The organism is Nostoc sp., from assembly GCF_036917615.1.
Classification (GTDB): Bacteria; Cyanobacteriota; Cyanobacteriia; order Cyanobacteriales; family Nostocaceae; genus Nostoc.
The window spans coordinates 63,946-89,838 of sequence record NZ_JBALCZ010000058.1 but is presented as its reverse complement, the minus strand read 5'-3'; the positions used below and the strand labels follow the sequence as shown (position 1 = coordinate 89,838).

Annotated in this window: 22 protein-coding genes and 3 pseudogenes; 18 read left to right on the top strand and 7 right to left on the bottom strand. The window is 42.7% G+C overall.

Features of this window, described 5'->3' with window-relative positions; all coding sequences use genetic code 11:
• Position 1 precedes the first annotated feature (1 nt).
• The 3 genes from V7K85_RS19885 to V7K85_RS19875 form a co-directional block, all read right to left on the bottom strand.
• Positions 2-2,995 (bottom strand): DEAD/DEAH box helicase, encoded by a 2,994-nt coding sequence (locus V7K85_RS19885; RefSeq protein WP_334815786.1) that lies wholly within the window; start codon positions 2,993-2,995, stop codon positions 2-4.
• Positions 2,988-4,010 (bottom strand): hypothetical protein, encoded by a 1,023-nt coding sequence (locus V7K85_RS19880; protein WP_334815784.1) that lies wholly within the window; start codon positions 4,008-4,010, stop codon positions 2,988-2,990. The genes V7K85_RS19885 and V7K85_RS19880 overlap by 8 nt, the downstream gene beginning before the upstream one ends.
• A gap of 317 nt (positions 4,011-4,327) precedes the next feature.
• On the bottom strand, positions 4,328-6,016 hold the full coding sequence (locus tag V7K85_RS19875) for a hypothetical protein (RefSeq protein ID WP_334815782.1): 1,689 nt from the start codon (positions 6,014-6,016) through the stop codon (positions 4,328-4,330).
• 728 nt (positions 6,017-6,744) lie between these two features.
• Here V7K85_RS19875 and V7K85_RS19870 point away from each other — a divergent pair.
• From V7K85_RS19870 to V7K85_RS36580, 6 genes and pseudogenes are all read left to right on the top strand, one after another.
• Entirely contained in the window at positions 6,745-9,957 is a 3,213-nt protein-coding gene (locus V7K85_RS19870; RefSeq protein ID WP_334815780.1) for a glycoside hydrolase family 15 protein, read from the top strand.
• Between the two features lie 208 nt (positions 9,958-10,165).
• Positions 10,166-10,330 (top strand): annotated as a pseudogene (locus V7K85_RS36585) (hypothetical protein); the annotation flags it as partial.
• Positions 10,331-10,424: 94 nt separating this feature from the next.
• A complete protein-coding gene (locus V7K85_RS19865; protein WP_334815778.1) occupies positions 10,425-10,643 on the top strand; it encodes a UPF0175 family protein in 219 nt (72 codons plus the stop codon).
• Positions 10,640-10,903, top strand: a complete 264-nt coding sequence (locus V7K85_RS19860) for a hypothetical protein (protein ID WP_334815776.1) — start codon at positions 10,640-10,642, stop codon at positions 10,901-10,903. The genes V7K85_RS19865 and V7K85_RS19860 overlap by 4 nt, the downstream gene beginning before the upstream one ends.
• On the top strand, positions 10,884-11,096 hold the full coding sequence (locus V7K85_RS19855; RefSeq protein ID WP_334815774.1) for a DUF3368 domain-containing protein: 213 nt from the start codon (positions 10,884-10,886) through the stop codon (positions 11,094-11,096). The genes V7K85_RS19860 and V7K85_RS19855 overlap by 20 nt, the downstream gene beginning before the upstream one ends.
• Before the next feature lie 143 nt (positions 11,097-11,239).
• Positions 11,240-11,371, top strand: a pseudogene (locus tag V7K85_RS36580) (hypothetical protein); the annotation flags it as partial.
• A 20-nt stretch (positions 11,372-11,391) separates the two neighbouring features.
• On the opposite strand, the gene V7K85_RS19850 reads toward V7K85_RS36580, so the two are convergent.
• On the bottom strand, positions 11,392-11,706 hold the full coding sequence (locus V7K85_RS19850; protein WP_334815772.1) for a YkvA family protein: 315 nt from the start codon (positions 11,704-11,706) through the stop codon (positions 11,392-11,394).
• A gap of 157 nt (positions 11,707-11,863) precedes the next feature.
• Between V7K85_RS19850 and V7K85_RS19845 the strand changes: the two are divergent.
• From V7K85_RS19845 to V7K85_RS19830, 4 genes and pseudogenes are all read left to right on the top strand, one after another.
• Positions 11,864-12,189 (top strand): annotated as a pseudogene (locus tag V7K85_RS19845) (ATP-binding protein); the annotation flags it as partial.
• 139 nt (positions 12,190-12,328) lie between these two features.
• Entirely contained in the window at positions 12,329-13,057 is a 729-nt protein-coding gene (locus V7K85_RS19840) for a MotA/TolQ/ExbB proton channel family protein (protein ID WP_334815770.1), read from the top strand.
• Between the two features lie 37 nt (positions 13,058-13,094).
• Positions 13,095-13,796: an ExbD/TolR family protein gene (locus V7K85_RS19835; protein ID WP_334815768.1), complete on the top strand. Its 702-nt coding sequence runs from the start codon at positions 13,095-13,097 to the stop codon at positions 13,794-13,796.
• Between the two features lie 234 nt (positions 13,797-14,030).
• Positions 14,031-14,393: a phage holin family protein gene (locus V7K85_RS19830; protein WP_334815766.1), complete on the top strand. Its 363-nt coding sequence runs from the start codon at positions 14,031-14,033 to the stop codon at positions 14,391-14,393.
• A gap of 89 nt (positions 14,394-14,482) precedes the next feature.
• On the opposite strand, the gene psb29 is transcribed toward V7K85_RS19830, so the two are convergent.
• Entirely contained in the window at positions 14,483-15,190 is a 708-nt protein-coding gene (psb29, locus tag V7K85_RS19825; protein ID WP_334815764.1) for a photosystem II biogenesis protein Psp29, read from the bottom strand.
• A 209-nt stretch (positions 15,191-15,399) separates the two neighbouring features.
• Between psb29 and V7K85_RS19820 the strand changes: the two genes are divergently transcribed.
• On the top strand, positions 15,400-16,005 hold the full coding sequence (locus V7K85_RS19820; RefSeq protein WP_334815762.1) for a chromophore lyase CpcT/CpeT: 606 nt from the start codon (positions 15,400-15,402) through the stop codon (positions 16,003-16,005).
• 70 nt (positions 16,006-16,075) lie between these two features.
• Here the strand turns inward: V7K85_RS19820 and V7K85_RS19815 are convergent, their stop codons facing one another.
• On the bottom strand, positions 16,076-16,444 hold the full coding sequence (locus V7K85_RS19815) for an STAS domain-containing protein (protein WP_334691009.1): 369 nt from the start codon (positions 16,442-16,444) through the stop codon (positions 16,076-16,078).
• Positions 16,445-16,723: 279 nt separating this feature from the next.
• On the bottom strand, positions 16,724-17,764 hold the full coding sequence (hemF, locus tag V7K85_RS19810) for an oxygen-dependent coproporphyrinogen oxidase (protein ID WP_334815760.1): 1,041 nt from the start codon (positions 17,762-17,764) through the stop codon (positions 16,724-16,726).
• A gap of 449 nt (positions 17,765-18,213) precedes the next feature.
• Here hemF and V7K85_RS19805 point away from each other — a divergent pair, with 449 nt between their 5' ends.
• The 7 genes from V7K85_RS19805 to V7K85_RS19775 all read left to right on the top strand — a co-directional run bounded on the left by V7K85_RS19805 (position 18,214) and on the right by V7K85_RS19775 (position 25,231).
• On the top strand, positions 18,214-18,738 hold the full coding sequence (locus V7K85_RS19805; RefSeq protein ID WP_334815758.1) for an SRPBCC family protein: 525 nt from the start codon (positions 18,214-18,216) through the stop codon (positions 18,736-18,738).
• A gap of 301 nt (positions 18,739-19,039) precedes the next feature.
• On the top strand, positions 19,040-20,110 hold the full coding sequence (locus V7K85_RS19800; RefSeq protein WP_334815756.1) for an Mrp/NBP35 family ATP-binding protein: 1,071 nt from the start codon (positions 19,040-19,042) through the stop codon (positions 20,108-20,110).
• A 136-nt stretch (positions 20,111-20,246) separates the two neighbouring features.
• On the top strand, positions 20,247-20,429 hold the full coding sequence (locus tag V7K85_RS19795) for a hypothetical protein (RefSeq protein WP_334815754.1): 183 nt from the start codon (positions 20,247-20,249) through the stop codon (positions 20,427-20,429).
• Between the two features lie 9 nt (positions 20,430-20,438).
• Positions 20,439-21,752 carry a rod shape-determining protein RodA gene (gene rodA / locus V7K85_RS19790; protein ID WP_334815752.1) on the top strand — a complete coding sequence of 438 codons (1,314 nt, stop codon included), beginning with the start codon at positions 20,439-20,441 and terminating at the stop codon, positions 21,750-21,752.
• A gap of 261 nt (positions 21,753-22,013) precedes the next feature.
• On the top strand, positions 22,014-22,211 hold the full coding sequence (locus V7K85_RS19785) for an NAD(P)H dehydrogenase subunit NdhS (RefSeq protein ID WP_094351697.1): 198 nt from the start codon (positions 22,014-22,016) through the stop codon (positions 22,209-22,211).
• 79 nt (positions 22,212-22,290) lie between these two features.
• Positions 22,291-22,947 carry an HAS-barrel domain-containing protein gene (locus tag V7K85_RS19780; RefSeq protein ID WP_334815750.1) on the top strand — a complete coding sequence of 219 codons (657 nt, stop codon included), beginning with the start codon at positions 22,291-22,293 and terminating at the stop codon, positions 22,945-22,947.
• 145 nt (positions 22,948-23,092) lie between these two features.
• Positions 23,093-25,231, top strand: coding sequence for a cation:proton antiporter domain-containing protein (locus tag V7K85_RS19775; protein WP_334815748.1), 2,139 nt, complete (start codon positions 23,093-23,095; stop codon positions 25,229-25,231).
• Positions 25,232-25,893: the final 662 nt, after the last annotated feature.

Here is a 25,893-nt window from a genome sequence, read left to right as displayed (position 1 = left end):
GTTAATAGCTGACCCATCCTTGCCCAAAACCCTCCATTGTGCGTACCATGTGATCAAACAATGGATTCATCAGTTCAGCAGTGAGCATATCTTCCAGTCGGGTAGCATGGTCAGTCTGGGTTTGTGTCGCTGGAAAAATTCGCCTCACCAAATTACCAGTCCAGTTGTAGCATTCAAACCAAGAATACCGTTGCTGACCCTGATTTTGTCCAATTGAGTAATTCAAGGCGCGAAAACTTGATCCGCCGGGACAAATACCACATTCTAATAAAGCATCTCTAACTTTTTGCCGTAATTCTAATAAAGGAATGCGTTCGGGGTAGTGTTTGAGTAAACCAAGCCATGCACTACTCGCCTGTTGATTACTGGCGGGTAAACCCATCACCCAGAAAAGCGCCTCTGTAACTAAGGTAGGATTAGCATTAGCAAAGCGATCGCGTCGAGTCTGATCATCTGCTGCTTGGGTAACAGCACTATAAAGATTAGCGTTTAAAGTCTGCAATTTAGCAAGACTGGCTGGGTTATTAGCACCAGTAATCCGCAAAAAGGCGATCAGGTCATCCCAATATTGAGAAAAGGACTGGATCAGTAGTAGGCGCACCATATCGCGGTAATGGTCAAGTTCCATTCCCGCAGCCAGTTTAGCTGCATCTTGGCGACTATCGGAAAATATTACTAACTTGCGAGAACTACCTAACCCCTTTTGAGACGGTGCTGGCATTTCTCGTAACAGTCCACTAGCAATCACTTGACAAGCCTTTTGAAAGCCTGTGCGGTGGATACGTAAAGGTGTCGGAAATTTCCTTCGTTCACCGTAGTCAGCATCACATCGGGGACACTTTGTTGGTAGTGCTGGTTGATCTAAATCATCTCCCGTTACCTGATACAGCCACCCTGGAATTTCATTCTTATCAGTATTCGGTGGTGTGGAATCCTGGATAAGTACGCCTGTTTGTTTGCCTAACTTTGCTTTCACCCACTGGCGTTTTATCTTGTCAACAGTCCATTTTAGAACTTGAGGTTGTGTAGTCCAGGCTGGTGTTTCTCCCGGTAATGGCCAAAATACCCGATAGTTGGCGTAACGTTGATTCATCACAACCAAATCGGGTATACCTTCTAAGTTCGGCTGATCTGGCGTGAGGATATCTACTGTCAAGTTACCTAGCTTGCGAGTACTTTTGTATCCTCCCAAAAAGACATCGCCACAGACTTCACACACAATTAAATCGAGAACGCGGGAACCACAACCGCAGGTGAGGCGATGGTTTGCATGGATAGCGCCAATGGTTGGTGGATCGCTTTGTCGCTGAATTTGATCAACTTGGGTACAACTGGGGTTACAGCAAGCCCATAGGCTTTGCAAGTTGTGGAAAAATAAATGTCCACGCACAGGTTGGGGCGATCGCCCGTTAGCCAATTTCGACATCCCCAGTGCTAACAGGAGTCCCCGCATGGAGTCAGAAACAAAATTTGTCGCCCTCTGTAAATTTGGGAAAAGCTGCTGTTCTAAATCTTTGACATTTGTAGCGCGAACACTCCCATTAACCGCTTGACAAGCATCTCGCAAAGCTTCACCAGCATCCACAGTCGTTAAAGCCTCACCAAGTTTTTCTGAACTTGTTCCTGATGATGCTGAATAACCCAACTGGTTAGCTAAAGTTAATCTCGCGTTCTCTACATTCTGATTATTTAGATCAGGCTGTGCCATTGATTGCAATGGATCTGATTGTACAGATTTAGCAAAATCAGCAAAAGCATCTTGGTAATTCACCAAAGATTTTTTAGCATTTACTTTTGGCTGTCGTTGTTGTCCAGTGATGAAAGCAAACTGTTTGTCATCACGTCCAAAAAACTCGCGTAGGAATTTTCTCCCTTCAGCATTATCTGACAAACTTGCTGTAGTCGTGATTATCCGCAGCTTTGGCGAATCTGGTGTTAAACCCAGCCGAGAAAAAAGCAAGCGTAAAATATAAGCAACTTCCGTTCCTGGAGTGCCACGATAGGCGTGTAGTTCGTCAATAATCAGGAAAAATTGCCGTTCTGGATGATTTAGTTCTGCCAACCAGTCACGAGTTATATTAAAAATATCGTTTTCAATGCTCCGCATCATCATAATGTTGAGCATCGAGTAGTTAGTAATTAGAATATCTGGTGGAGTATCTTGCATATCCCAACGTGACCACATTTCCCCACCATCAAGTCGCCCAAAGTAGTAAGGTAAATCGGGATTTAAAGATAAATTCGCCTGAAGTAAATTTTGTTGCTGCTTGGCACACTCATCTAATTCGTTTCGCAGTCGTTTGATTTTATCAGGTGTTGGTTCACCCGGAATCGGGGTTTGTCCAGTGTAACGTCCAAAAGTGATGCGGTTTGTGCCGCGTTCTCTATCTAACCAATCGTGAATTTCTGGCGCTTCTAAGGCTTTTCTCAATCGTCTCAATTGGTCTTCTACCAAAGCGTTGAGGGGATAAAGTATCAAACCTCGCATGGCTTTAGGGCGAGTCACATGTTCCCATTGAGAGACGCGATCGCCTTGAACATCCCACCAGCAATGATTGATCGGTGGAGACGGACTTGCCTCCCAAGTGCTGGATTCCCATGCTAAATGGGCGAGTAGTGGCAATAAAAAGCACTCAGTTTTACCAGAACCCGTACCAGTAGTAACAACTAAATCTTTTTGGTTGATTAAGACTGACTCTAAACTTTCCCACTGGTGTTGATAAAGTTCGATGCCATTTTCAAACAGCATTTTTCCTAGTTGTGCCAAGTCATGGTATTTCCCAGGCAGTTGTTTGACAGCAGTTTGTAAGTCTCTCCCCGATGAGGGATAAATGGGAACTGGTTCAATTAAAGGCGGCTGACTTAAAATACCTGGTTGTTGCAAAAGGCGATCGCGTTCTGCGGCCAAAGAGCGATAACGTAATGGAAAGGCACTTTTAATATAAAGCTGATAGATATGGTTAAGTCGTTGATACGCTCCAACTACGTCATGCACAGATTAATGCCTCTTCATATTTAACATTCAATTTTTGACTCAACTGATGTGCAACTTCCCCACCTACATTTTGATACAGTAGCCAGTTGCCCTGATATGTTGGTAGTTGTCCAGATGCCAGCACCAAAGCACGTTCATATAGTTCAGGCCAGCGTTGCTTTACTGGTATTGCCAAACACTTTGTAGCAACATTGTAATGAACTTGGCAAGATGCGGCATGATGATACAAAGCTAGAAAGCGTAAACCATACCAATCACCTTGATGCCAAGTGTTAGTGTTTTGGTTGTAGAAAAGGGTGTAGCGAAGGTTTAGGTTCTGATCACACATCTGATACATCCCTGTTTCGTGAGGAATACCGCAGATTTCAAAACCATCACCGTCAAAGTGCTTCCATTCCCACCGACTCGGCACAATCCCTGGCACATTCCTCAGACTTTGCTGCCAAGTGGCGATATCAGGTAAAATTTGGGCAAGTTTTTTGGATGCTTCACCCGCGTTGATGATGGGAAAATTATTTGTGATCACATCAGGATTACTTACCGCCAGTTGAATGCAGGGTGGTGCTTCCCCTCTGGGCTGATGAGTAATAGATGCTACAATTCCATATTCTTCTAGTTGCTTGATTAGGCTTATACTGCGTTGACCACACAGTATAAATTTGGAATAGGGCGAGTTAATTTTGACAATTGCAGTAGGAGCCGCTGACCATCTGGAACCATCTAGTGAAGACTCAAGATGTCCTAATAAGCGCAACCTTCGTAAGATGCGTTTAGGTTCTTCAAGTTGGAGTGCATTACAGCTTTTTTTAAAAGATTCCCAGCTACCGCTGCCGAGGGTTGATAACCAGTATAGGAAGCGATCGCTATTTTGGGAAGCTTTCACCCAATCAGCATCAGAATGATTAATAGATTGTAATTGTGCCAGTTCAAACGGGTTATCAACAGTGATATTGTAACTAGCTTGGTAAGGAATAGGGCTGGTATAATCGTAAACATCATGAGCTACACCAACCATAGGTTTTATCTGTTCATAAGTAAATCCACGACTACCTTTAACTGGACATTGGAAAAACGATAACTTCAGCAAACTTAATTGCAACTCTGGAGGTAATTCACCTACTTCGCAACTATCAATTGCAAGGAAGAAATAAAATGGTTTTCGAGATTTTATCCCCTTTTCTACTCGTAATCATGGTATGATCTTACTAAGATTTTGACGATGTACTTGTTCAGAAATTTGGTTGATGAGGTCTTGTGGATTTCCCCGATAAGAAAATCCTGTATACCATCTTTTAACTTGTGGCATCATACACCCTGATAAATATAAATAATTTAAAAACTTCGCTCAATTATACTGCCAAGAATATGATATTCAGAATTAATTTGTATCACTTCACAAAGCACATCTTTGTCGATGGCAAGAGAATTCCAATCCACAATTTTGACTAAACGTTGACTCGATTCACTAGCAAAACTAGCTTCTATGAGATAATCACCAGGATGGGAAATTTTCAGCGCAATAGAAGTATTTGTACTTTGTGAACTATCGATAATTACCTGATTATCTGATAACTGAGTTACTTGTAATTGTGCGGTAGGGTAAAAGCCAAAAATAGTAATTTTAGGGCTATGTTCTACAAGCCAAGCACCAATTGTAGGTACACGCAAGCCATCAGACAAACTAATTGATAATTTGACAGTTGGTTGTAAAGCATACTTAAGAGTTTGATTTTTGATAAAGACTCCATCCCAAGCTTGAGAAACAACCATACACTGCTGAAGTTCTACCCATTCCGAACTATTAAATATCGCTTCAGTTGTAGAACTCCACTTTAGTAAATGCTCATCTCGCAAGCGTTCCAGATCACTGAGTAATTCTTGTTTACACAAGAGAATAAATTGAGTACCTAATGATGGCGCTTCCCAGGATGCATAAGCCCCAGAATCAGGGTTTTCCGGATCAGGAATTAGTATCCAAAAGTCACGAGCGGGCAAAATTAGGTAATCTAGATCATTCGGGGAAGTAATCTGGTATTTAGCACCATTTTCTAACTCCTTCCCATTTCCTGAATACTCTAAAGGAAAATACCATCCAGGGCGTTCTTCCCTTAATGGGTGAGGATTATCTCCTAATTGAATTTCTACTGATTCTAGCCTGCGTCCTCGCTGCTGCTTGGGGTAAAGAGAATAATCTACCTGACCTAAAAATGGATCTTCAGTGCGATATAAACCACAGAAAAGATGACGGCTCCAAGTGCAATAATTATTCTTGTCTGCTATAGGACATCCCTGAGCTTTCCACTGTTCATAAACTTGATGTAAAGCTTCTACAATCGCCTCGTGGCGTTGCTTATTTTCAGTTAGCAATTCTTTTAAATGGATACCAAATCCCCCTGCTTCTCGGCGGATATGAGTAAACAAAGTTTGGGCATCCCATTGTGCTTGCCATTGCTTCTCTTGAAATAGTTGTCGCAATTTGTCTTTATCAGTGCGACGCAGTAAAGATTGAGAAATGGGATAATTAATATAGGTAGTTGAACCACCACGCCCTCGTTGTGCTGAAGGCAAAAATCTATGTTCCATTAGCCAGTGATTCCACTCTCGCCAAAGGGGTTCTTCGGCTTCATTACCCAATTTCATCCCCGGCGGACGACTAAAACCAGGCAAGGCTAAAATCTCTCGTAAGCGTTTAAAATAATTAGTTTCTGATATTTTTTCTTCTTGAGCCATTTGTGAAGCGGCTAAAATTGTGGCACATAAAAAAGCAACTCCTTTGGGTAATCCTTGGGAATCACGCCCTTTTAAATGCTGCAAATTAACCTGTCCCTCAAAGATGACTTTTCTTTTCACTGCTGTGCAGAAGTCATCAACCCAAGTAACATTTGTAGGTAATTGCTCAAAATTATAACCAATATGTTCTATGACATCTTCATCAACACTCAAATAAATTTTTATACCGCGTGGTGTTCCACTGATAAAATAAGAAATTAAAGCTTTATTCCAATCTGTATAATTCGCCATTCTAGTTTAGTGCGATTCCTCATTAAATCGCAGTGAATATTGATAATATTTATGATCTGTGTAAGTTACTTAAAAACTAAATCTGAGGTTTATTCCTGATGATACAAGCAATCACTGTTCAAAGCTTGCTGTTTGTGCCACTGTTCAGATATTTTATTTCAAATTTATAACTTATTGTAATCCGCCACTAGTTAGCAATATATGCGTAATTAAACTGAAGTTAGTATTTATTTATCTAACGTTATTTGTCAATAAAAGAATTTGTGATGTCTTCAAAAACCTGACTTTTGCATCAAATAGAAATAACAATGCGAAACCTATTCTCCTCTTTTTTTACAAAGAAAAGAGGAGAATACAAAACCTCTTCCCTAGTAGTTTGGAGAGGGTTTTTCAGATAAGAGCAGAACTTACGCAAAGATAAGGTATTTTCGTGAGTGCAAATAGGAAGGCGTTTCGCCAATAAATCATTCTTCTTTAGAATTAACAAAAATAACTTAAATAAAGTATAAAATAGCCTAAGTAAATATGAAGATTTGAATAAATATCGTATTTTAGTTTGCGATCGCTAAAATTCAGTACCCAGAAACCTATTAACAGGAGATAATAATAAACTCACACCACCCTCAGCTGTTATCCCATCAACCATTACAGAACTTGTTTTGCCTTGGTTTAGGTAATTCACTTCACAGTCATAGGGTCGAATTTTGCAAGTAGTTCTGAACCAAATCATGAAAACATCTACCAAATTGCTAGCTCGTCTGGAGTATTACTACCAGCAAATCAAAACAATCATCCTGACTCGGCAGAATCCGATTACTGGTTTGTTACCTGCGAGTACAGCGATTACAGCCCACGGCGATTATACTGATGCCTGGGTACGAGACAACGTTTACAGCATTTTGGCAGTTTGGGGTTTAGGACTTGCATACCGCAAGATTGACGACGACAAAGGACGCACTTATGAACTAGAACACAGTGTAATAAAACTGATGCGCGGGTTGCTTTTTGCGATGATGCGACAGGCTCATAAAGTAGAGACATTTAAACATACTCAGTCGCTACTGGATGGACTGCACGCCAAATATAATACCGCGACTGGCGACATTGTTGTTGGTGATGACCAATGGGGACATTTGCAACTTGATGCCACATCTATATTTTTACTGATGTTGGCACAAATGACCGCTGCGGGATTGCAAATAATTTATACTATTGATGAAGTGAATTTCGTCCAAAATTTGGTTTACTACATTGGACGAGCTTACCGCACACCAGATTACGGCATTTGGGAACGTGGTAATAAAATTAATCGTGGTAATGCTGAGTTAAATGCCAGTTCCGTAGGTATGGCAAAAGCTGCTTTAGAAGCCATTAACGGATTGGATTTGTTTGGGGTGCGTGGTAGTCAAGCATCGGTGATTCATGTGCTACCAGATGAAATCGCCCGCGCCCGGATTACTTTAGAATCCTTATTACCAAGGGAATCTGGTTCCAAAGAAATTGATGCGGCGCTGTTAAGTATTATTAGTTATCCTGCCTTTGCAGTGGAAGATTTGCAGTTACGCGATCGCACACTTAACGATATTATCAATAAACTCGCAGGTAAATACGGCTGCAAACGCTTTTTGCGTGATGGACACCAAACCGTTTTAGAAGATAATCATCGCTTGCACTACGAACCGTGGGAACTCAAGCAATTTGAGCATATTGAATGCGAATGGCCGTTATTTTTCACTTATTTAGTTTTAGATGGATTATTTCGCGGCGAGCCAGAACAAGTTAAAAAATACCAAGAGCTTTTAGAATCATTACTCATAGAACAAGATGGTTTGCGTTTATTACCAGAACTTTATTATGTCCCAGCCGAAAATATAGAAGCAGAAAAGTTAACACCCCAAACGCAACCACGTTTGCCCAATGAAAATATTCCCTTGGTGTGGGCACAGAGTTTATATCTTCTCAGTCAAATGTTAAGTGAAGGGTTAGTGGCGGTTGGTGATATCGACCCTTTAGGAAGACATTTGTGTGTGGGAAAACAGCGCGAAGCATTGGTACAAATTGCTTTGCTAGCAGAAGATGAGGATTTACAGATAAAACTAGAAGTTCACGGAATTGAAGCACAAACACCCACCCAAGTAGAACCGATTCAGGTGAGAAAAGCTGAAGAATTTTCCGCTATTTATACCAAAATTGGACGTAACAGCAAACTTGGTTTAACTGGGCGGCCAGTGCGGCGGCTGCGGAGTTTAACAACATCTAGAATCTTTCGCATTCGCGGTGAAACAATTGTATTTTTACCTTCATTTTCAGACTCTCAACAGTTTTACTTAACCCTCGATTACCATTTTCTACTGGATCAAATTAGAAGCGAACTGGCTTACATTCAAAAATATTGGAGCGATTTAGGGCGTCCAACTCTGACTTTAATGTTGACGCACACCATGTTAGAAAGCGGTTCGGAAGCATTACTAGAACTGATGCAAGAACTGAAAGATGGTGTTTGTAACGGTGTGCGGGTAAAATTAGGGCGGCTAAATCAGTTAATGTTGACAGCTGGAATCCAAAGAATTGATTTTCTCCCAAATGCAGAATTCTCGCGATCGCCAGTGAAAAATGCTGGACTACGTTGCTATTATCTGGCTGATCATCCTGAGAAAAACTGGCGCTTAGGACATACCCAAGAATTTCAAATGGAGTGTGAAACCAACTTGGGGTTATTACTTTCTTATTTGCGCTCATCAGAGAATATCTACGAGCAAATTGAGTTATTGCAAACTTTAATTCGTTTGCAGGGAATGAAATTTGATACGGGGTATGGTGGCCCAGGATATCCTGTCACTGTAGCCGATTTACTAGATGAAGTTTACACCAAAGCTGGAGATTTAAGTATTTGGGCAGTGGTACGCCGGGCTGCGGGGTTACGGCAAATGGTTGATATTAGCCTATCAGATGCAGTGACGAGTATTTTGGTGCGGGGTAAACAAATTGCTGTGGGTAAAGCTTACAGTGAAGCGTCCTTGATTACCGTACCCATGTCCCACGATGAAATTGCCGATAAAATTAATCATTTTTGTCGTGAGGATATACGCGATCGCGTCCTTACCCAAGAGATTCTAATCTATCTTGGCATCTTAATTCGCTCAGAATCCAAACTATTTCAGGGACTGCTGACGCTGAGAGTCGGCTATCTCATCCTGTTGATAACCAGCGAACTAGCGCGGGAATTGCATGTCACTCAAGATGAAGCATACGATTACTTAATGCAACTTTCACCTTTTGAAGTGAAAATGCGCTTGCGTCAGGTATTAACTGGATATAGTGGTATGAGTAACCTGTTACGCCAGCAAGAATCACTACATGTCAAACAAAAAGAAAGTGATATTGCTTGGGTGGTTTTACCAGGAATCGCCGAAGGAATAGAAGTTCCGTCGGGTGGTTGGCGGCGGTTTCGCCAAGCCGAGGGTGCGACGGGGCGCGTACCAAAAGAATTTTTTAAGCAAGTTTGGCTATTAATGCAACATTGCAAGGGTTTAGTGATTGGCGATAAATTAGAGCGCCGCAATCGTTTAGATAGTGAGATAATGCTATCGGAAATGACAGCAGGGGAAAGAAATTTTGCTCTGTTAGTTGAGCATTTGCTGAATAAAATTGAAGCTCCAGAATATCGCCAAGTTAATATTGAAGCATTAGTAGAATTAGCTGCGATCGCAGCTAATAATCCCAACCTGCAAATCGAAGAATATATCGTGTTGGATGTCTTAATTGGTCATGCAGTGCGATTGGCGTGGCTAGAAAACCATACTCATCGCAGCGATCGCTATGATGAGGATAAGGCGAGTGCGTGGCGATCGTTTTACAATACCTCACCTAGAGATTGTGCTAGTTATATACTCAAAGCTTTCCGTTTCTTAACCAAATTTGGCGAAGTCAGTGCAGGTTAATTAGCATAGGTGTAGGTTGCCTTACACTATGCTTACGAACCTAGTTTATCCCCATACATCAGCAACCTGGGTACAATTTGCCAGTCTTTTTACAATTCTTCTCCAGAGGCAATATAGGCTATTCAGCAACCCCTCAGAGGGGTAGCAAACTACTCCCCTGGTGGCGGAGGTTCCACATAAAATTCTCCACTACAGTGAGGGCAGGTAACTAAGATGGCTAGAAAACTACCATAGTTATCGCAGCGATCGCTATGATGAGGATAAAGCTAGTGCGTGGCGATCATTTTACAACACCTCACCTAGAGATTGCGCTAGTTATATTTTGAAGGCATTCAGGTTCTTAACAAAATTTGGCGAAGTCAGTGCAGCTTAATTAGCGCCTAGCTTGCGTTACACTATGTTCACAAACCCAGTTTACGCCTACCCGTGAACAACCTAATAACCAATTCTTTTACAGAGGCAATAACATGAGTCAACTAACAGTAGAACTACCCCCATATATTTCTACAGACGAGGCACGATTATTGCTGGCAGTTAAAATATTTGAAACGGGAAAGCTATCACTAGGAAAAGCTGCAAAATTAGCAGGTTATTCCAAACCAACATTTATAGAGTTACTAGGAAAAATGGAAATTCCAGTAATTAATTATCCAGCCGATGAATTAGAAGAGGAGATTAACCTTTGAGCGTACAAACAGTTACTAAGAGTATCTGTTTAATTGGTTTGGAACGTATTGGAAGACTAGATATATTGCCTCAAGTATTTTTCCAAGTAACTATACCTTTTGCAGTAGAGGCTGAAGTTGGGCTATCAGCAGAGTGGTTAACAGTTCAAGCAATCAAAAATTTAGCAGTGGTTGCAACTTTGAAAACTCAAATTGATGCTGGGGAAGCAGAAGCAATAGCGCTTGCAATGGAACTAGAAGATGTTTTCATCAATTCTTGATGATAGAAATGCTCGGCGGATTGCTCAACAACTTGGCTTAAAAGTTATTGGAACAGTGGGAATGTTGCTACGTGTCAAACAAAACAGTGTAATTGCTGAGATTAAACCCTTATTAACCGCTTTGGAAGCAGCAGATTTTCGCATCGCAGAGCCTTTAGTCCAGAATGCTCTACGCCTTGCTGGAGAATTGTAAATATCCTAATAGAAGCGATCGCTATGATGAAGATAAGGGACTTCCAGAGAATAAATTACCCCATTTATTCAGATGAGATTTTTCTTTTCCCCCTGCTCCCCTGCCTACACAGCGATTGATTATTTTTTTAATTGGAAGTCCCTAAGGCGAGTGCGTGGCGATCGTTTTACAATACCTCGCCTAGAGATTGCGCCAGTTATATTTTGAAGGCATTCAGGTTCTTGACGGAATTTGTGAAAGATTTTAAAAAAAATATCCCCCACCTCAGATTTTAAAAGCAGGGGTTTTATTAAATCTACTTAACAGAAACAGCATCAACATCAACGGTGCTTGCACTCGAGGTAGAACCCTCACTAGTATTAGATGCTTCAGTGCCCACCTCACCCTTACGAGCTTTCCAGCCTTCAATTACTAGTCCGGATACCTCACTAACTAGTAGGGTCAAAAGAAAAACATCATCAATCTGTCCCACAACGGGTATAAAATCTGGGAGAATATCAATTGGGCTGACCAAATAGACCAACGTTCCTAAAATTACCCACCAACGGTACTTGGGGTTACGAAGCACATCGCGATACCAGGTGTAAAGTGATTGGATTGAAAATTTCATATTTTGAACCTCCAGTTATCTTTAATTTTGGCAAATTATCTTAAAAATTCCTGGTGGGAATAACCGCCCTAATTTAGTCTGGAAGACGCTACTCGTAATCTGTAACCATATTGCGTTGGCGAAGCCCGCTGTTCGCACAGCGTCTCGTAGAGAAGGCATCGCTGATAATGCCAGGGGAATGCCAGAACAAGTAAAAAACCGTATCTTCAATCCTTTCTTTACCATCAAACCTGTAGGCAAAGGAACAGGAATGGGCATGGCAATTAGCTATCAAATTTAGGACTCACGCACACTCGACGAATTCTCGGCGCTCTTGGTGTCTTGGCGGTTCGATAAATTAAGCTTTTTAGCAATTTTTGCGTAAGTCCTGAAATTATCACCGAAAAACATTGTGGCAAATTGGAATGTTTTTCTACTCCTGGTGAAGGAAGTGAGTTGATCATTCAATTGCCTACCCAGCAGCAAGTTTCTACAGCAGTCTAAGTCAAATACCCCATGCTTGCACTGTCTTTTTAGGTTTTCGGTAAATTTATATTTTGGAAGTCCCTCATTTTGCATTAATCTCTAGAATTAAAATGCCTTAGCACATTTGCTTTAGTCATGGAGGGAGGAAACTTAAACAGTGGATATTTTAGATTTGTTTTATAAGGGCGGGCCAGCGATGTGGCCTTTGCTTGTTCTCTCAATTCTGTCTTTGAGTGTGATTTTTGAGCGTTTGTGGTTCTGGTTGCGAATTTTGACTCAGGAAAAGCAAATAGTCGATCGCATCCTCGATGCTGCCCAGGATAATTGGCAAGAAGCTGCTGACATCGCAAAACAAGCAAGCCATCAGCCTGTCGGGCGTTTTCTCTACGCCCCCTTACGTTTTCCCAAAACTGATGCAGAAACCTTTCGACTAGCACTGGAGGCTACAGCAGAAGATGAATTGGCTGGAATGCGGCGGGGTGAAAAGCTTTTAGAAGCCGTAATTGCCCTAGCGCCACTGCTGGGATTGTTGGGCACGGTTTTGGGTTTGATCAAAGCTTTGCGATCAATTCGGATTGGCGATTTGGGAACTGAATCTACTGCTGGGGTGACTACTGGTATTGGTGAATCCCTGATTGCTACGGCAACGGGGCTAATAGTTGCCATCATTAGTTTGGTATTTTACCGCCTATTTCAAAGTTTTGTAGTCAACCAAGTCAAAGTTTTTCGGAAAGCAGGGAATGAGATGGAATTGCTCTACCGCCAGTCCCCCCCTGATTTTAGTAATAGTACATCAGCAATTGTGCGGGAAAATTTCACTCCACCCCGCAAACCAGGAAAGACTAGATTACCTGAACCTCCTGAACCCCCGAATTCACCTAATTAGTCAAGAATTCAACCCACTAGGCGTTTAAATTGAGAAAATGAAAGTTAATCTACATACCCCAATTGAAGAAGTCCAAATTCAAATCATCCCTTTAATAGATGTTGTTTTTTGTATTCTGACCTTTTTTTTATTAGCGGCTTTACAATTTACACGGCAACAGGCAATAAATGTTGATTTGCCCAAAGCCAGCCCCAGTTCAGTATCTGGAATAACATCACAGAGTGGAAGTCTGATTGTAACTATCGATGCCGTTGGCATTACTTACATAGAAAAACAGCCTGTAAAACGGGAGGATTTGGGAGCGAGGTTAAAACAGTATCTCCAAGCAAACCCCAGTGCTGTAATCGTGCTGAATGCTTCGCGGACAGCAACTTACAATGATGTGATTGAGACATTGGATTTGCTACGGCAAGTAGGGGGCGATCGCGTCTCTCTGGGAATTATTCCTGGCCCATCTCAACCATCCACAAACTCACTTTACCAGCCTGCTGTTCCCTCTTTCCCAATCAATCCTGGTGCAGCACCAGTACCCACCACCGTACCATTTCCAGGTATCAATCCCGAAGGCAATCTTAGCCCGAAATTTCCCTTAGCACCTAATTCCGTACCCTTGCCTACAGTAACTGGTCAACCTCCAACTGGGCAAGGCATCAGTCCTATCAATCCTGGTATTTCCAACCCACCAGCATCCCAAGCGCCTGTAGCACCCAAACAAACCCAACCTCCTCTTAAAAGATGAGATAGGTCAAGGGAGAGCAAGGGAGAGTTAAAATCTCCCTCATCTCCCTCATCTTTTTCATCTCCCCACTCCCCTTCAAGCTCTTTCCCAAACCTAAAGATATCTAAAATAAAATTTGGTTAGAGAAAAATTTCCTGCTAATTTATAGATAATTGGTTGAGCTTTAAAGATTTTTCCACCGATAAACTAAAGTAATTTATCACCAATTGCCATTCACGTTTCAGGGGTTGTGGCATGAATCTCGTAACGCTTTTAATTGTCTGGATAGTAACAGCTATCAGCCTGTTGATAATTAGTAAATTACCTTTGGGAGTTGAAATTGACACTCCTGGTAAAGCCTTCCTTTCTGCCGCAGTGCTTGGTATCGTCACGGCAATAGTTAGACCGATTTTAAGCCTCGTTTTTGCAGTACCAAACTTACTCACGTTGGACTTATTATCCAGCATTTTCACATTTATGATTGCCGTGGTTTGTTTTAGTATGGCTGCTTGGCTAGTAGAGGGCTTTCGCTTGCGTTACGGAATTTGGAGTGCTGTGATTGGGGCGTTTGCGCTGACTTTTATTAACAGCTTAATCTACAAATTATTGGGCGTCTAAAGGCAACAGTTAGGAGTTAATAGTTAAGAGTTATTAACAACTCCTCACTCCTCACTCCTAACTTCTAACTCCTGACTCCTAACTTCTAACTATTCGTTAGAACTTGGGGGAGCAACAGGGGCAGTTGATTGTTGTTTACGTTGCTCGCGTTTTTTGCGATCGGCTGAGAGCATATCTGCCATCACCACCAGTGCTTGCGCCATCTTGTCTAGGTTAGAACGGTATAGCTCCAAATCCTTGTTGAGTTTGTCATTGGACACGTGCAAGCCAGCAGCGATCGCTTTCAGCGCCTCAGTTAGTTGCTTTTCATCTTTGACCAATTCCGGATCTGACTGTTCTAATAACGAAAATACACCAATTGCAAACAAACGGTTGTATTTAAAGTTAGGATTGTTGGCGATCGCTTGCAGGTGTGCTTGCAAGTCAGCATCTCGATCTAAGTAACTAGTTTGACCCAGCCACGCAATTAAATCTTTAACTTGCAAACCTTTAGCTACAGTTTGCAATCTTTGGGCATCCTGTCGATAGCGTTGCGGATCTTGTTCTATAGCCCGACATAGGGCGTTAAAAATTGATTCTTGATCATGTTCTGGTAGATAGCCTTGCATGAAGCGGTCAAAAGTAGTGACGACGCCCAAGGCATAAATTGGATTGTAGCTAAAATCGATATTTACTGACAGCAGATGCATTTCCACCATCAATTCTTCCACTACCCGACGATAAATAGTGTTGATCGGACGGGTGTGAAGATTGTAGAAAGTTCGCTTTGTATCAGAGACAGTACGGACGTTATTCACAAAGAAAAAGAAAATATTAAGGGCGACGTATCTTTATTTTCTCGCTTAAAGGCTACTTTGCCAAGTTGAGCTTTTAGCTGGTGACGGTTTCATTTACAATATAGACAAATCATAAGTATTTTATCAGCTGGTAGGCATAGGGGATAAGACCCTTTGCCCTAAAAAACTAGCCAAAAATTATCATCGTTAATGATTCGTTTATCGCATTTATGAACTTTTCGCCACAGTTAATTGCTTTAGGTGAGTACCTAGCTGGTGAATTTGATAATCGAGAACAAGCCATAGGAGAACCAGTTTGGTATGTCCACCTGCGCCTGTGGCAAAGACCAGTTAATTTGTTCACAGAAGATAGTATCACCCTGTTTGCCGAACAGGCTAACCTTATTAACCTAGATAAACCTTACCGCCAGCGAATTATCCGGTTACGTCAGAGGAGCAACTCTGACACATCTCTGGAAGTGCAATACTATATGCCTCAAGATCCAGGTACATTAATCGGCGCAGGTCATAACCCTGCTCTACTGAACACACTGACACCCGAACAATTAGATTTACTACCAGGTTGTATTTTAACAGTTACCCAGGAAACACTAGCCCCTGATCGCTATAAGTTTACCGCTACCCCACTACCAGAGACTCGTTGTAGCTTTACTTATCTTGGCAATAGCGTCTATGTTTCCTTGGGATTTGAAGCAACTGCGGCAGAATTTCACAGCTACGACAAAGGAATTGATCCAGCAACTGGAAAAGCAACTTGGGGAGCGATTATGGGGCCTTATCGTTATACCAAGCGAAATCAGTATTTAATAAGATAAAGTTATGAATTATGAGTTATGAGTTATGAATTTTGAATTAACTCCTCACTCTTAACTCCTAACTCGTTTTTTAACTGGCGATGCTACGAGGTACACCTTCTAAAGCTTCCTCTTCTGTTTCAAAGATTTCAAAGACAGTATCCATCATCGTAACTTCAAACACGAGTTTGGCTTCTGGATGTACATTGCAGATGCGGAAACTGCCCTTGATTTTATCAGCATCACGCATCCCAGCTACCAAAGACGTGAGACCCGAACTATCAATAAAATTTACCTGAGCCAGATTAACAACTACATGGCGGCTGAGTTTGGAAATACACTCCTGTAACTTCAGGCGAAATTGCCAAGCAGTGGTAATGTCTAGGCGACCTGCTGGTGTCAGCACAATAACGGTGTTTCCGTCTTGGGTTGTATAAGTTTTTTGGTCTATATGAATCATTAAAGCCCTCCCCGTGGCATTCCTCTTAAGATTAACTAGTTACAGAATTTTTTAATGCTGCCACTTGAGATTAACAAGCTATAGCTAAAATTGTCACCTTTTTCTGCTAAGTGCTTACCTTTGGTAGTTTAACTCACCAAAATAGTGCTGAGTACCAAGTTGAAATGGGGGAGATGGGGGAGACGAGGGAGATCAGGATAGTTATCCGAACTCCTAACTCCTAACTCAGTACTCAGCACTCAGCACGGGCTAAACCATAGCTATCCGCTTACAGCACTATTAACTGGGTATCCAGTTGATCCAATCTTGAGGCTTAAGGAAGGTTTCATACAACTCGGCTTCAGGGGAATTGGGTTCCGGTTGATAGCCGTATTCCCAGCGCACTAAGGGTGGTAGGGACATAAGAATTGATTCGGTGCGTCCGTTGGTTTGCAGACCAAAAATGGTACCTCGGTCATAAACCAAGTTAAATTCTACATACCGTCCCCGGCGGTAAAGTTGAAAATTCCGTTGGCGATCGCCATATTCTATCCCATGTCGCCGTTCTACAATTGGTACGTAAGCTGGTAAAAATGCTCTTCCACAGTCTTGCACAAAGGCAAACAAATCTTCCCAACTGCGGGTTGCTGGTGTTCCCACCTGGTTACTATAAATAGCCGCTTTCCCATTGGGATTTGGCCCGCGATATAAAGCACCCTGACCATCTTGGTAATCAAAAAACAGACCACCTACACCCCGTGTCTCATCACGATGCTTGAGGTAGAAATATTCATCACACCACTGCTTAAATACCGAGTAATATTCTGGGTGGTGTTGGTCACAAGCCTGTTTTAATGTTTTGTGTAAATGTGCCGCATCTTCAGCAAAGGGGTAATAAGGTGTCAAGTCAATACCACCGCCGAACCACCACACTGGCCCCGCTTCAAAGTAGCGATAATTTAGATGAACTGTGGGCACGTAAGGATTGTGAGGATGTAATACCATTGAAGTGCCCGTGGCATAAAAGCCATGCCCTGCTGCTTCAGGGCGTTGGGTTAAAATTGAGGCTGGCAAATGGGAACCCGAAACTTCAGAAAAATTTACACCTGCTTGTTCAAATATTGCACCTTCGCGCAGCACGCGCGATCGCCCTCCACCTCCTTCTGGGCGTTCCCAACTATCTTCGAGAAACTTACCCACACCATCTAGTTTTGTTAACGCTTGCGTAATTTCGTCTTGCAGTTGTTTCATAAACTGACTGACCCTAGTCTGAGCGTCAGTTGCTGGCAAAGACTTGGATGATTCTGCTGCTACAGTTGGTATTTGCGAGTTGGTCAACATAGATTCCCGAACCTAAATTACAATTTTCAGAAAGCCACAAATTTCTCATCTTAAAATTTGGGGGAAACATGCGTCAACAATCAAGCTCTATTTGCCCAACCCGCTTTTTCTTACTGGTTAAGCATTTATACGATTGATGGGCATCACTAGAGTTATTTTCCCTCAAATGCGTATAGGCTTGTTGTATATTGACTGAGTTTTTTTTTAATTTTTAATTGGAATATTCTGGTATAAACACTAGACTTTAGTCGTAACCTTGAAGTATCAAGGGTAAGACTTGCCTGCTCAAAACTTCTTTGCCATATTATTATGTTGGCTGTTGGCGTCTTTGCCGAATCGAAGCTTGCTATGTTTAGGGCATTTCTGAGAAAGTTTTAATTTAGGAACTGAGCGTAGTTGCTCACCATACCAGAGTTACCAGAAAGTGTCTAGGGAGGAGGATTAGGAAAATGCAAGGTTGGTTATCCAAATTCATCCACCGCAAACGTCGTCGGTTTTGCGCTTCTCTGGTGCGGACATATCAAGAGATTAGTTCTGCTTCTGTAGATGAACTGTGGCAAAAAGTCGCTGACTTAACAGATGTTTCCTGGCATCCACTACTTAAGAGTACTAATGTTCCCCACGGATTAGTACCCAAACCAGGATTGATTTTTCATGCTGTAACACGCTTTTCGCCGATTCCCATCCGGATTTTTGTGGAGCGCGTCAATCATAGAGAAATGTTGAGTATCCGAGTGCTGGCGATTCCTGGGATAGAGGAACGGGTGACTTACCAAGTAGAGTCAACGGTTTGTGGTACTTGTCTGTCTTATTCTGTAACGCTACGAGGTTGGTTCTCACCCCTGATTTGGTCTTTATCCCGTCCTTATGCAGACCGCGTAGCACGGTCTTTAGTAGAGGCAGTAGAAAAGACGGCATTGCCAACGATATCTGGTAAGAAAAAATCACTTAATGACAGTTGTTTTGATTTTTAGGTAAGGGGGACTGGCAACTGGGGAAGAGGCAAAGGGGCAGGCAAAAGGCAACAGGGGAGAAAATTCTCACCTCTGCACCCCGCTTTCTTACCATGCCCAATGCCCAATCCCTAATGCCCAATAACTAATCCCTAAAGAAAGTTAAGATTCTATTAGGTGATAATGCAATTTGCTAAGTTTTATTACGGCAGTAACAGTGATAACACTAAGCTGACCTTGCTCAAGAAAGCAGCCAGTTAATAGCTAAGATGTTCGCCACGAGTGTATTTTTTCATTTTCAATTTTGAATTTTGAATTTTTTATGTACGATGTCCTCGACTCCCGCTCTGTCTTAGAAGTGTTGCGACCAGTGGAAGACCCAGAACTCCGCAAAAGTCTGGTAGAATTGAATATGATTCGCAACGTGAAAATTGACGCTGGCAAGGTTAGTTTCACTTTGGTGTTGACCACTCCTGCCTGTCCTTTACGTGAATTTATTGTCGAAGACTGTCAGAAAGCTGTCAAAAAACTCCCAGGCGTTACAGATGTAAGCATAGAAGTTACGGCAGAAACACCCCAACAAAAAAGTTTGCCCGACCGCACTGGCATTTCTGGGGTGAAAAATATCATTGCTGTTTCCAGCGGCAAAGGTGGCGTTGGTAAAAGTACGGTGGCGGTGAATGTAGCAGTGGCTTTAGCTCAAACTGGGGCGAAAGTCGGCTTGCTAGATGCTGATATTTACGGCCCCAATGACCCTACCATGCTGGGTCTGGCTGATGCCCAAATTACTGTTCGCTCAACCCAAACAGGTGAGATCCTAGAACCTGCTTTTAATCACGGCGTCAAATTAGTTTCAATGGGCTTTTTGATTGACCGAGATCAACCAGTAATTTGGCGGGGGCCTATGCTCAATGGTGTAATTCGCCAGTTTCTCTATCAAGTTGAATGGGGAGAACTGGACTATTTGATTGTAGATATGCCACCGGGAACCGGAGATGCTCAGTTAACTTTAACCCAAGCAGTGCCGATGGCAGGGGCAGTAATTGTCACCACACCGCAAACTGTAGCCCTGTTAGATTCTCGCAAGGGATTGCGGATGTTCCAGCAGATGAATGTGCCAGTATTGGGAATCGTGGAAAATATGAGCTATTTTATACCTCCTGATCAACCGGATAAGCAGTATGACATATTTGGTTCCGGTGGTGGCTCCAAAACAGCCGCCGAATTGGGAGTGCCACTGTTGGGGTGCGTACCACTAGAGATTTCCACGCGAGTTGGTGGTGACAGTGGTGTGCCGATAGTCGTTGGCGATCCAGATTCAGCTTCGGCAAAAGCATTAACAGCGATCGCTCTTACCATTGCTGGTAAAGTATCAGTTGCTGCCTTGACATAAATAAATTTTAATTTCTATCTACTTCCTGGGCTATAGCTTGGGAATACTAGGGACTGGGTATTAAGCACAAGGAAGATGAGGGAGATGGAGGAGCAGGGAGAGCAGGGGAAGCAGGGGAAGTAGGGGGAAATAACTAATGCCCAATACTTCTCTTTTTAGGCTGCGCCAACGGCTACGCTCAGGACAAGCTCAGTACAAGTGCCCAATACCCAATACCCAATGCCCAAGACGCCACTTGCTTCAACCGGGGGAACCCCGGCAACGCAGTGGCTCTCCAATGCCCAATGCCCAACAATTAAATCTAAAAGCTAAAGTCTAAACTGGCACAATGTTGTTAAAACGATCGCTCCCCAAAATTCGCTGGAAGTCTTGGGTTAAGCCCTGGCAGGATGTAGATTGGCTACTTTTTTGTTTGCCGATTGCTGTCAGCATCTTTGGTGGCATCATGATCCTCAGTACGGAACTAAAGCAGCCAGTAACTGACTGGTGGTGGCACTGGTTGGTAGCGGCTATCGGCGTACTTATAGCCCTGTTTTTATCTCGCACCCGTTACGAAATCTTGATGCAATGGCACTGGGTGACATACGCACTAACGAACTTCAGTTTAATCGCCGTGAGGATTGCTGGTACCAGCGCCAAAGGGGCGGAGCGGTGGATTAGTATCGCCGGCTTTAACGTGCAACCCTCAGAATTTGCCAAAGTCGGCATGATCATCACCTTAGCAGCTTTGTTACACAGGCGCACTGCTTCTAGCCTCGAAGGTGTTTTCCGCGTTCTGGCAATCACCGCTATACCTTGGGGATTAGTATTTTCACAGCCAGATTTAGCAACATCAATGGTATTTGGTGCGATCGTCTTAGGAATGCTTTACTGGGCAAATGCTAACCCAGGCTGGTTAATTCTGATGATTTCTCCTGTGGTTGCTGCCATTTTGTTTAGTATATCTTGGCCTTTATCAGAGCCGATAATTTTATTCAAAGAACTATCTTTTGGGCCATTAGGGCTAATTTGGTCAGTTGCAATGGCTATTGTGGGCTGGCAAACTCTTCGGTGGCGTCGATTTGGTTTCGGTGCAATCAGTGCGTGGAGTTTCAATATAGTGGGTGGCGAATTAGGAGTCTTCGCCTGGAACCATATTTTGAAACCGTATCAAAAAGATCGGCTAACTGTATTCATAGACCCCGATCACTATCCACTCGGTGCTGGATATCACCTAATCCAATCTCGCATTGCCATTGGTGCTGGTAAAATTTGGGGATGGGGCCTGTTCAAGGGTCCAATGACGCAACTGAATTTCGTACCTGAACAGCATACAGATTTTATTTTTTCCGCAGTGGGGGAAGAATTCGGTTTTGTTGGTTGTTTGGTAGTGCTGTTTGTCTTCTGCTTAATTTGCTTCCGTCTACTGCATGTTGCCCAAACCGCCAAAGATAACTTTGGTTCCTTGTTGGCTATTGGCGTTTTGTCCATGATCATATTTCAGGTGATTGTAAACGTTGGCATGACTGTAGGTTTAGCGCCTGTAGCAGGAATTCCCCTACCTTGGATGAGTTATGGGCGTTCTGCTATGCTGACTAACTTCATTTCCTTGGGAATAGTAGAATCAGTAGCAAATTTTCGCCAAAGACAGAAGTATTATTGATCAAGTAGTCATTAGTCATTAGTCAAAGATACAAGAGTTTTTGGTACATACCTCACCCCTGGTGGGCGAAAAAAACTTTCTTATATCAGAATAATTCAAACCAGTTAAAGAGTGGGCGTGGTATTTCAAGGACTTTCTTACTAATAACTAATGACTAATGACTCTCGCGTTGCGGTTTGATTCGTCATTTGTCCTTTGCAAATGACCAATGACTATTAACAAGTATTAAGCTATTAAAAGGAAACAAGCGAGGCTAAAAACATGATCCTGCCTGGAGCAACTGTTCGCGTCAAGAATCCCGCAGATACCTATTATCGTTACGAAGGACTCGTGCAACGGGTGAGTGATGGCAAAGTAGCCGTATTATTTGAAGGTGGTAACTGGGATAAATTAGTTACCTTCCGCCTGAGCGAATTGGAACTCGTAGAGACCACAGCCGGACGTAAAAAAGCCAAATAAGATTAGTCATTAGTCCTTTGTCCTTTGTCATTTGGCAAAGACTAATGACTAATGACCAATGATTAATGACTAAATTACTATGCGCCTCCCCCTACCACAGTTTGCTACTGGCGATCGCCATCCCAACCACATTGCGGAGGTGATTGAGACTACTAGTACCGAATTTTTGGCTCAGTGTTTGGAACCAGAAGATTTGAGCTTTCCCTCTATGCCACCTTTTGGTAGTTGGGTCTGTTCTGTAGATGAAGAATCGGGCAATCAAGTGTACGGTGTGGTATATTATGCCACAACGATGCCCATAGATTCCGTACACAGAGCTAGAGCTTTGGGGTTGTCTTTGCAAGACTTACGTGAGGAACAACCCCAGATATTTGCCATGCTTAGAACTGAATTCCGGGCTGCGATCGTGGGATTTGAGCAGTCTTCTCAGAATCGAGGTTATAACCAAAGAATATATCAGTATCTACCACCCCGTCCCCCGCAAATTCATCAAGCTGTTTATCGATGTGAACCAGAAGCGATCATTAAATTTACTGAAGAACTAGATTTTTTGCGGACCCTGCTTTGTATTAACGGTGCGCCAATAGAGTCTTTGACCGCAGCTGCCATTCGAGATGTATACCAGTTACGCAAAGCTGACCGAGAATGGCTAATTAAAGCTGGACGTAGCCTGAGCGTGCTATTAAAAGACGACTACGATCGCTTGCGGTTTATTTTGAGTCAAATCCACCCGTAGGTAGTTAGTTCTCCGACAACCTGCTAGTTAGTGTAAGTTCAGATTTTTGATTTTTCGTCAGGTGGCTTCTCTATTTATTTATATCGATCAGGCGATCGCCCCCAAGGTAATCGCAGTTTTACCATAGCCCCTTCAATTCCTACCTATGGAACTCATATCACAAGTTCTTGTTCTGGAACCAACTTCCCAAGTTCTTGGCAAAGAACCAATTGTTCCCTTTGCTATTTTGCTGGTGGTCATCTTAGTTATACCCATCATATTTGAGCGGCTAAGATTACCAGGATTAGTGGGTTTGGTTTTCTCAGGGCTAGTACTTGGGCCTTCAGGCTGGAATCTATTTCCGTATGACTCGCCGATGATTAACCTGCTATCAGACATTGGGTTAATTTACTTGCTGTTTGTCACAGGGTTAGAAGTTGATCTAGAACAGTTTCGCCGACAAAAAAGTCGCGCCTTTGGATTTGCTAGCTTGACTTTTAGTCTACCCCTGGTGATGGGAACCTTAGTAGGGGTGATTTTAGGCTATGGCTGGAATACTTCAATCTTAATTGGCTCTTTATTTGCTTCCTATACCCTTTTGGCATATCCCATAATCAGTCGTTTGGGAGTGGTAAATAACGAAGCTGTTACTATCACCATTGGAGCTACGATTTTTACAGATATTGGCGCAGTGCTGATCTTAGCCGTTTGTGTAGCCGTCGCTCATGCTGGAACATTCAGCTTTGCTAAACTACTCACCTTGTCAGGTTGGTTAATTATTTACTCTGTTGCCGTTGTCACAGGCTTTGATTGGGCAGGCAAAGAATTTTTCAAGCGGTCTGGAGACGACGAAGGAAACAAGTTTTTGTTTGTGTTGCTTTCTGTGTTTCTGGCGGCTGTGGGTGCTCAATTGATGGGGGTAGAAAAAATTGTTGGTGCTTTTTTAGCGGGTTTGGCGGTGAATGAAGCTGTGGGTGAAGGCCCAGTCAAAGAAAAGGTGGTATTTATTGGCAGTGTGCTGTTCATTCCCATTTTCTTTGTTGACGTTGGCTTACTGATCAATTTACCCGCCTTTGTGAACAACCTGGACACGCTCAAGTTAACGCTGTTGATGATAGTCGGTTTGATTGTCAGTAAATTGATTGCAGCTTTGTTGACAAAACTGGTTTACCGTTATAACTGGCAAGAAATGCTAACCATGTGGTCGCTATCACTTCCCCAGGTTAGTACAACGTTAGCAGCAACCTTGGTGGGATATCGGGCTGGGTTGCTACCACTAGAAGTATTACACAGCGTCATTGTCTTAATGCTTGTCACATCAACCTTGGGGCCGTTAATGACCAGTCGAATAGCTGTTGGTTTGAATTCCTCACCAGCCGAAGATTCAGCACCACCCCTACCTGACCAAAAAGCACCAGAAACAGACAGTGCTTTTACTATAGTCGTACCTGTGTATAATCCTCAGACCGAGCAGTATTTGATTGAAATGGCGGCGTTATTAGCGCGTCAATCTCAGGGCAAAATTATGCCGTTAGCGATAGCTACTGCTGCTGCTCACATGGATGCACCGCAGTTAGAAGCGTCTCTACAACGGAGTGAACGGTTATTAACCAAAGCCACGGCACAAAGTCGAGTATTGGGCGTGGCCGCAGAACCAGTGCTGCGAATTGATGATGCCTTTGCTCAAGGAATTAGCAGAGCTGCTCGCGAACAAAAGGCTAATTTAATTGTTATGGGTTGGGGTAAACGGACTGGGTTGCGAGCGCGTTTATTTGGGAATGTGATTGATGGTGTGCTTTGGGCATCCCATTGTCCAGTAGCGGTGACACGTCTAGTAGAATCACCGAAAAAAATTCAGCGCATTTTAGTACCAATAGAAAATTTAACAGCACCGACATTACAGCCTGTACAATTTGCCCAGATGCTGGCAGAGGCAAATCAGAGTCACATTACTGTGCTAAATGTGTGCGATCGCCGCACTAGTTCCAGTAAAATTGCTTGGAGGCGATCGCATCTCTCCCTATTGGTATCTAAATTAGCTTTGGCCAATGCCCCAGAAATTCAAATTATCGCTCATGAAAATGTTGCCCAAGCAATTTTGCAGGCAGCACGATTATATGATTTAGTCGTTTTACCTTTCATACGTAATCGGACCAGTCCTGGAGGGTTAGCCATTAGCGATGTCACAACTCAGTTAGCCAGACAACTCACCTGCTCCATTGTCATGCTTGGAGAACCGCAACGTCCTCAAACTACAAATGTAGTTATGTCTAACACGGTTACCAGCATTACATCTGCTGTATGATATAAGGCAGAGTTCAGTCCACTCACGTGGACTTGGGCTGCGTTGGCGTAGCCCGCCAACTCAACAAGACGCACTCGCGTTCTGCATCGCCTTGACAAAAATCTTTGCAACAAATCAATCGGCTGTAGGGATCAATACGCTTGGGATAAGCCTATTTTTCTTCCCCTACCTCAAGAGCCTGCCTATACTGAGGAATTTTCTTAACCCAAGCGTATCGCTGTAGGGATGCACAACTTTACGCCCCTATCAAGGTTTTGTAGGAGGAATTTCGTGAAATGAGATAAGCCTCTGCATTTAAGTACAGGATGGATGTTGGTAAACGCCACAACACCTTGACTCTTAGAAAAATTTAGGTAATGGTAAGCTCTTAAAGTTGCGTGAGTCTCAACCTACTCCCTGCATCTTTGTATTCAACAATTAGAACAGTAAGTAATAATCGTAAAAATACTTTATATTATTGAAGATTTGATGAATTTTAGCTAAAAGACTGACAATTTTCAAACAATGTTTGTTATTTTACTAGTTAAATTCTTAAAGAAGTAGGTAAAAATACCACAAAACTACAACCAAAGAAAAATAAGTTAGTTCAATAACACTTATTGATTGAGCCTTGGTCTTTTTTTCGTTTTGTATTTTTGTCCCCAAGCTGGGTAATCTAAAAG

Excerpts from the sequence above, each read along its gene's own strand:
- V7K85_RS19835 (WP_334815768.1), top strand. The coding sequence starts at position 13,095 with ATGAAAGTTAATCTACATACCCCAATTGAAGAAGTCCAAATTCAAATC.
- V7K85_RS19820 (WP_334815762.1), top strand. The coding sequence starts at position 15,400 with ATGAACTTTTCGCCACAGTTAATTGCTTTAGGTGAGTACCTAGCTGGT.
- V7K85_RS19800 (WP_334815756.1), top strand. The coding sequence starts at position 19,040 with ATGTACGATGTCCTCGACTCCCGCTCTGTCTTAGAAGTGTTGCGACCA.
- hemF (WP_334815760.1), bottom strand. The coding sequence starts at position 17,764 with ATGTTGACCAACTCGCAAATACCAACTGTAGCAGCAGAATCATCCAAG.
- V7K85_RS19870 (WP_334815780.1), top strand. The coding sequence starts at position 6,745 with ATGAAAACATCTACCAAATTGCTAGCTCGTCTGGAGTATTACTACCAG.
- V7K85_RS19880 (WP_334815784.1), bottom strand. The coding sequence starts at position 4,010 with ATGGTTGGTGTAGCTCATGATGTTTACGATTATACCAGCCCTATTCCT.
- rodA (WP_334815752.1), top strand. The coding sequence starts at position 20,439 with ATGTTGTTAAAACGATCGCTCCCCAAAATTCGCTGGAAGTCTTGGGTT.
- V7K85_RS19830 (WP_334815766.1), top strand. The coding sequence starts at position 14,031 with ATGAATCTCGTAACGCTTTTAATTGTCTGGATAGTAACAGCTATCAGC.
- V7K85_RS19780 (WP_334815750.1), top strand. The coding sequence starts at position 22,291 with ATGCGCCTCCCCCTACCACAGTTTGCTACTGGCGATCGCCATCCCAAC.
- V7K85_RS19875 (WP_334815782.1), bottom strand. The coding sequence starts at position 6,016 with ATGGCGAATTATACAGATTGGAATAAAGCTTTAATTTCTTATTTTATC.
- V7K85_RS19865 (WP_334815778.1), top strand. The coding sequence starts at position 10,425 with ATGAGTCAACTAACAGTAGAACTACCCCCATATATTTCTACAGACGAG.
- V7K85_RS19795 (WP_334815754.1), top strand. The coding sequence starts at position 20,247 with ATGCCCAATACTTCTCTTTTTAGGCTGCGCCAACGGCTACGCTCAGGA.
- V7K85_RS19775 (WP_334815748.1), top strand. The coding sequence starts at position 23,093 with ATGGAACTCATATCACAAGTTCTTGTTCTGGAACCAACTTCCCAAGTT.
- V7K85_RS19815 (WP_334691009.1), bottom strand. The coding sequence starts at position 16,444 with ATGATTCATATAGACCAAAAAACTTATACAACCCAAGACGGAAACACC.
- V7K85_RS19850 (WP_334815772.1), bottom strand. The coding sequence starts at position 11,706 with ATGAAATTTTCAATCCAATCACTTTACACCTGGTATCGCGATGTGCTT.
- V7K85_RS19805 (WP_334815758.1), top strand. The coding sequence starts at position 18,214 with ATGCAAGGTTGGTTATCCAAATTCATCCACCGCAAACGTCGTCGGTTT.
- V7K85_RS19785 (WP_094351697.1), top strand. The coding sequence starts at position 22,014 with ATGATCCTGCCTGGAGCAACTGTTCGCGTCAAGAATCCCGCAGATACC.
- V7K85_RS19855 (WP_334815774.1), top strand. The coding sequence starts at position 10,884 with ATGTTTTCATCAATTCTTGATGATAGAAATGCTCGGCGGATTGCTCAA.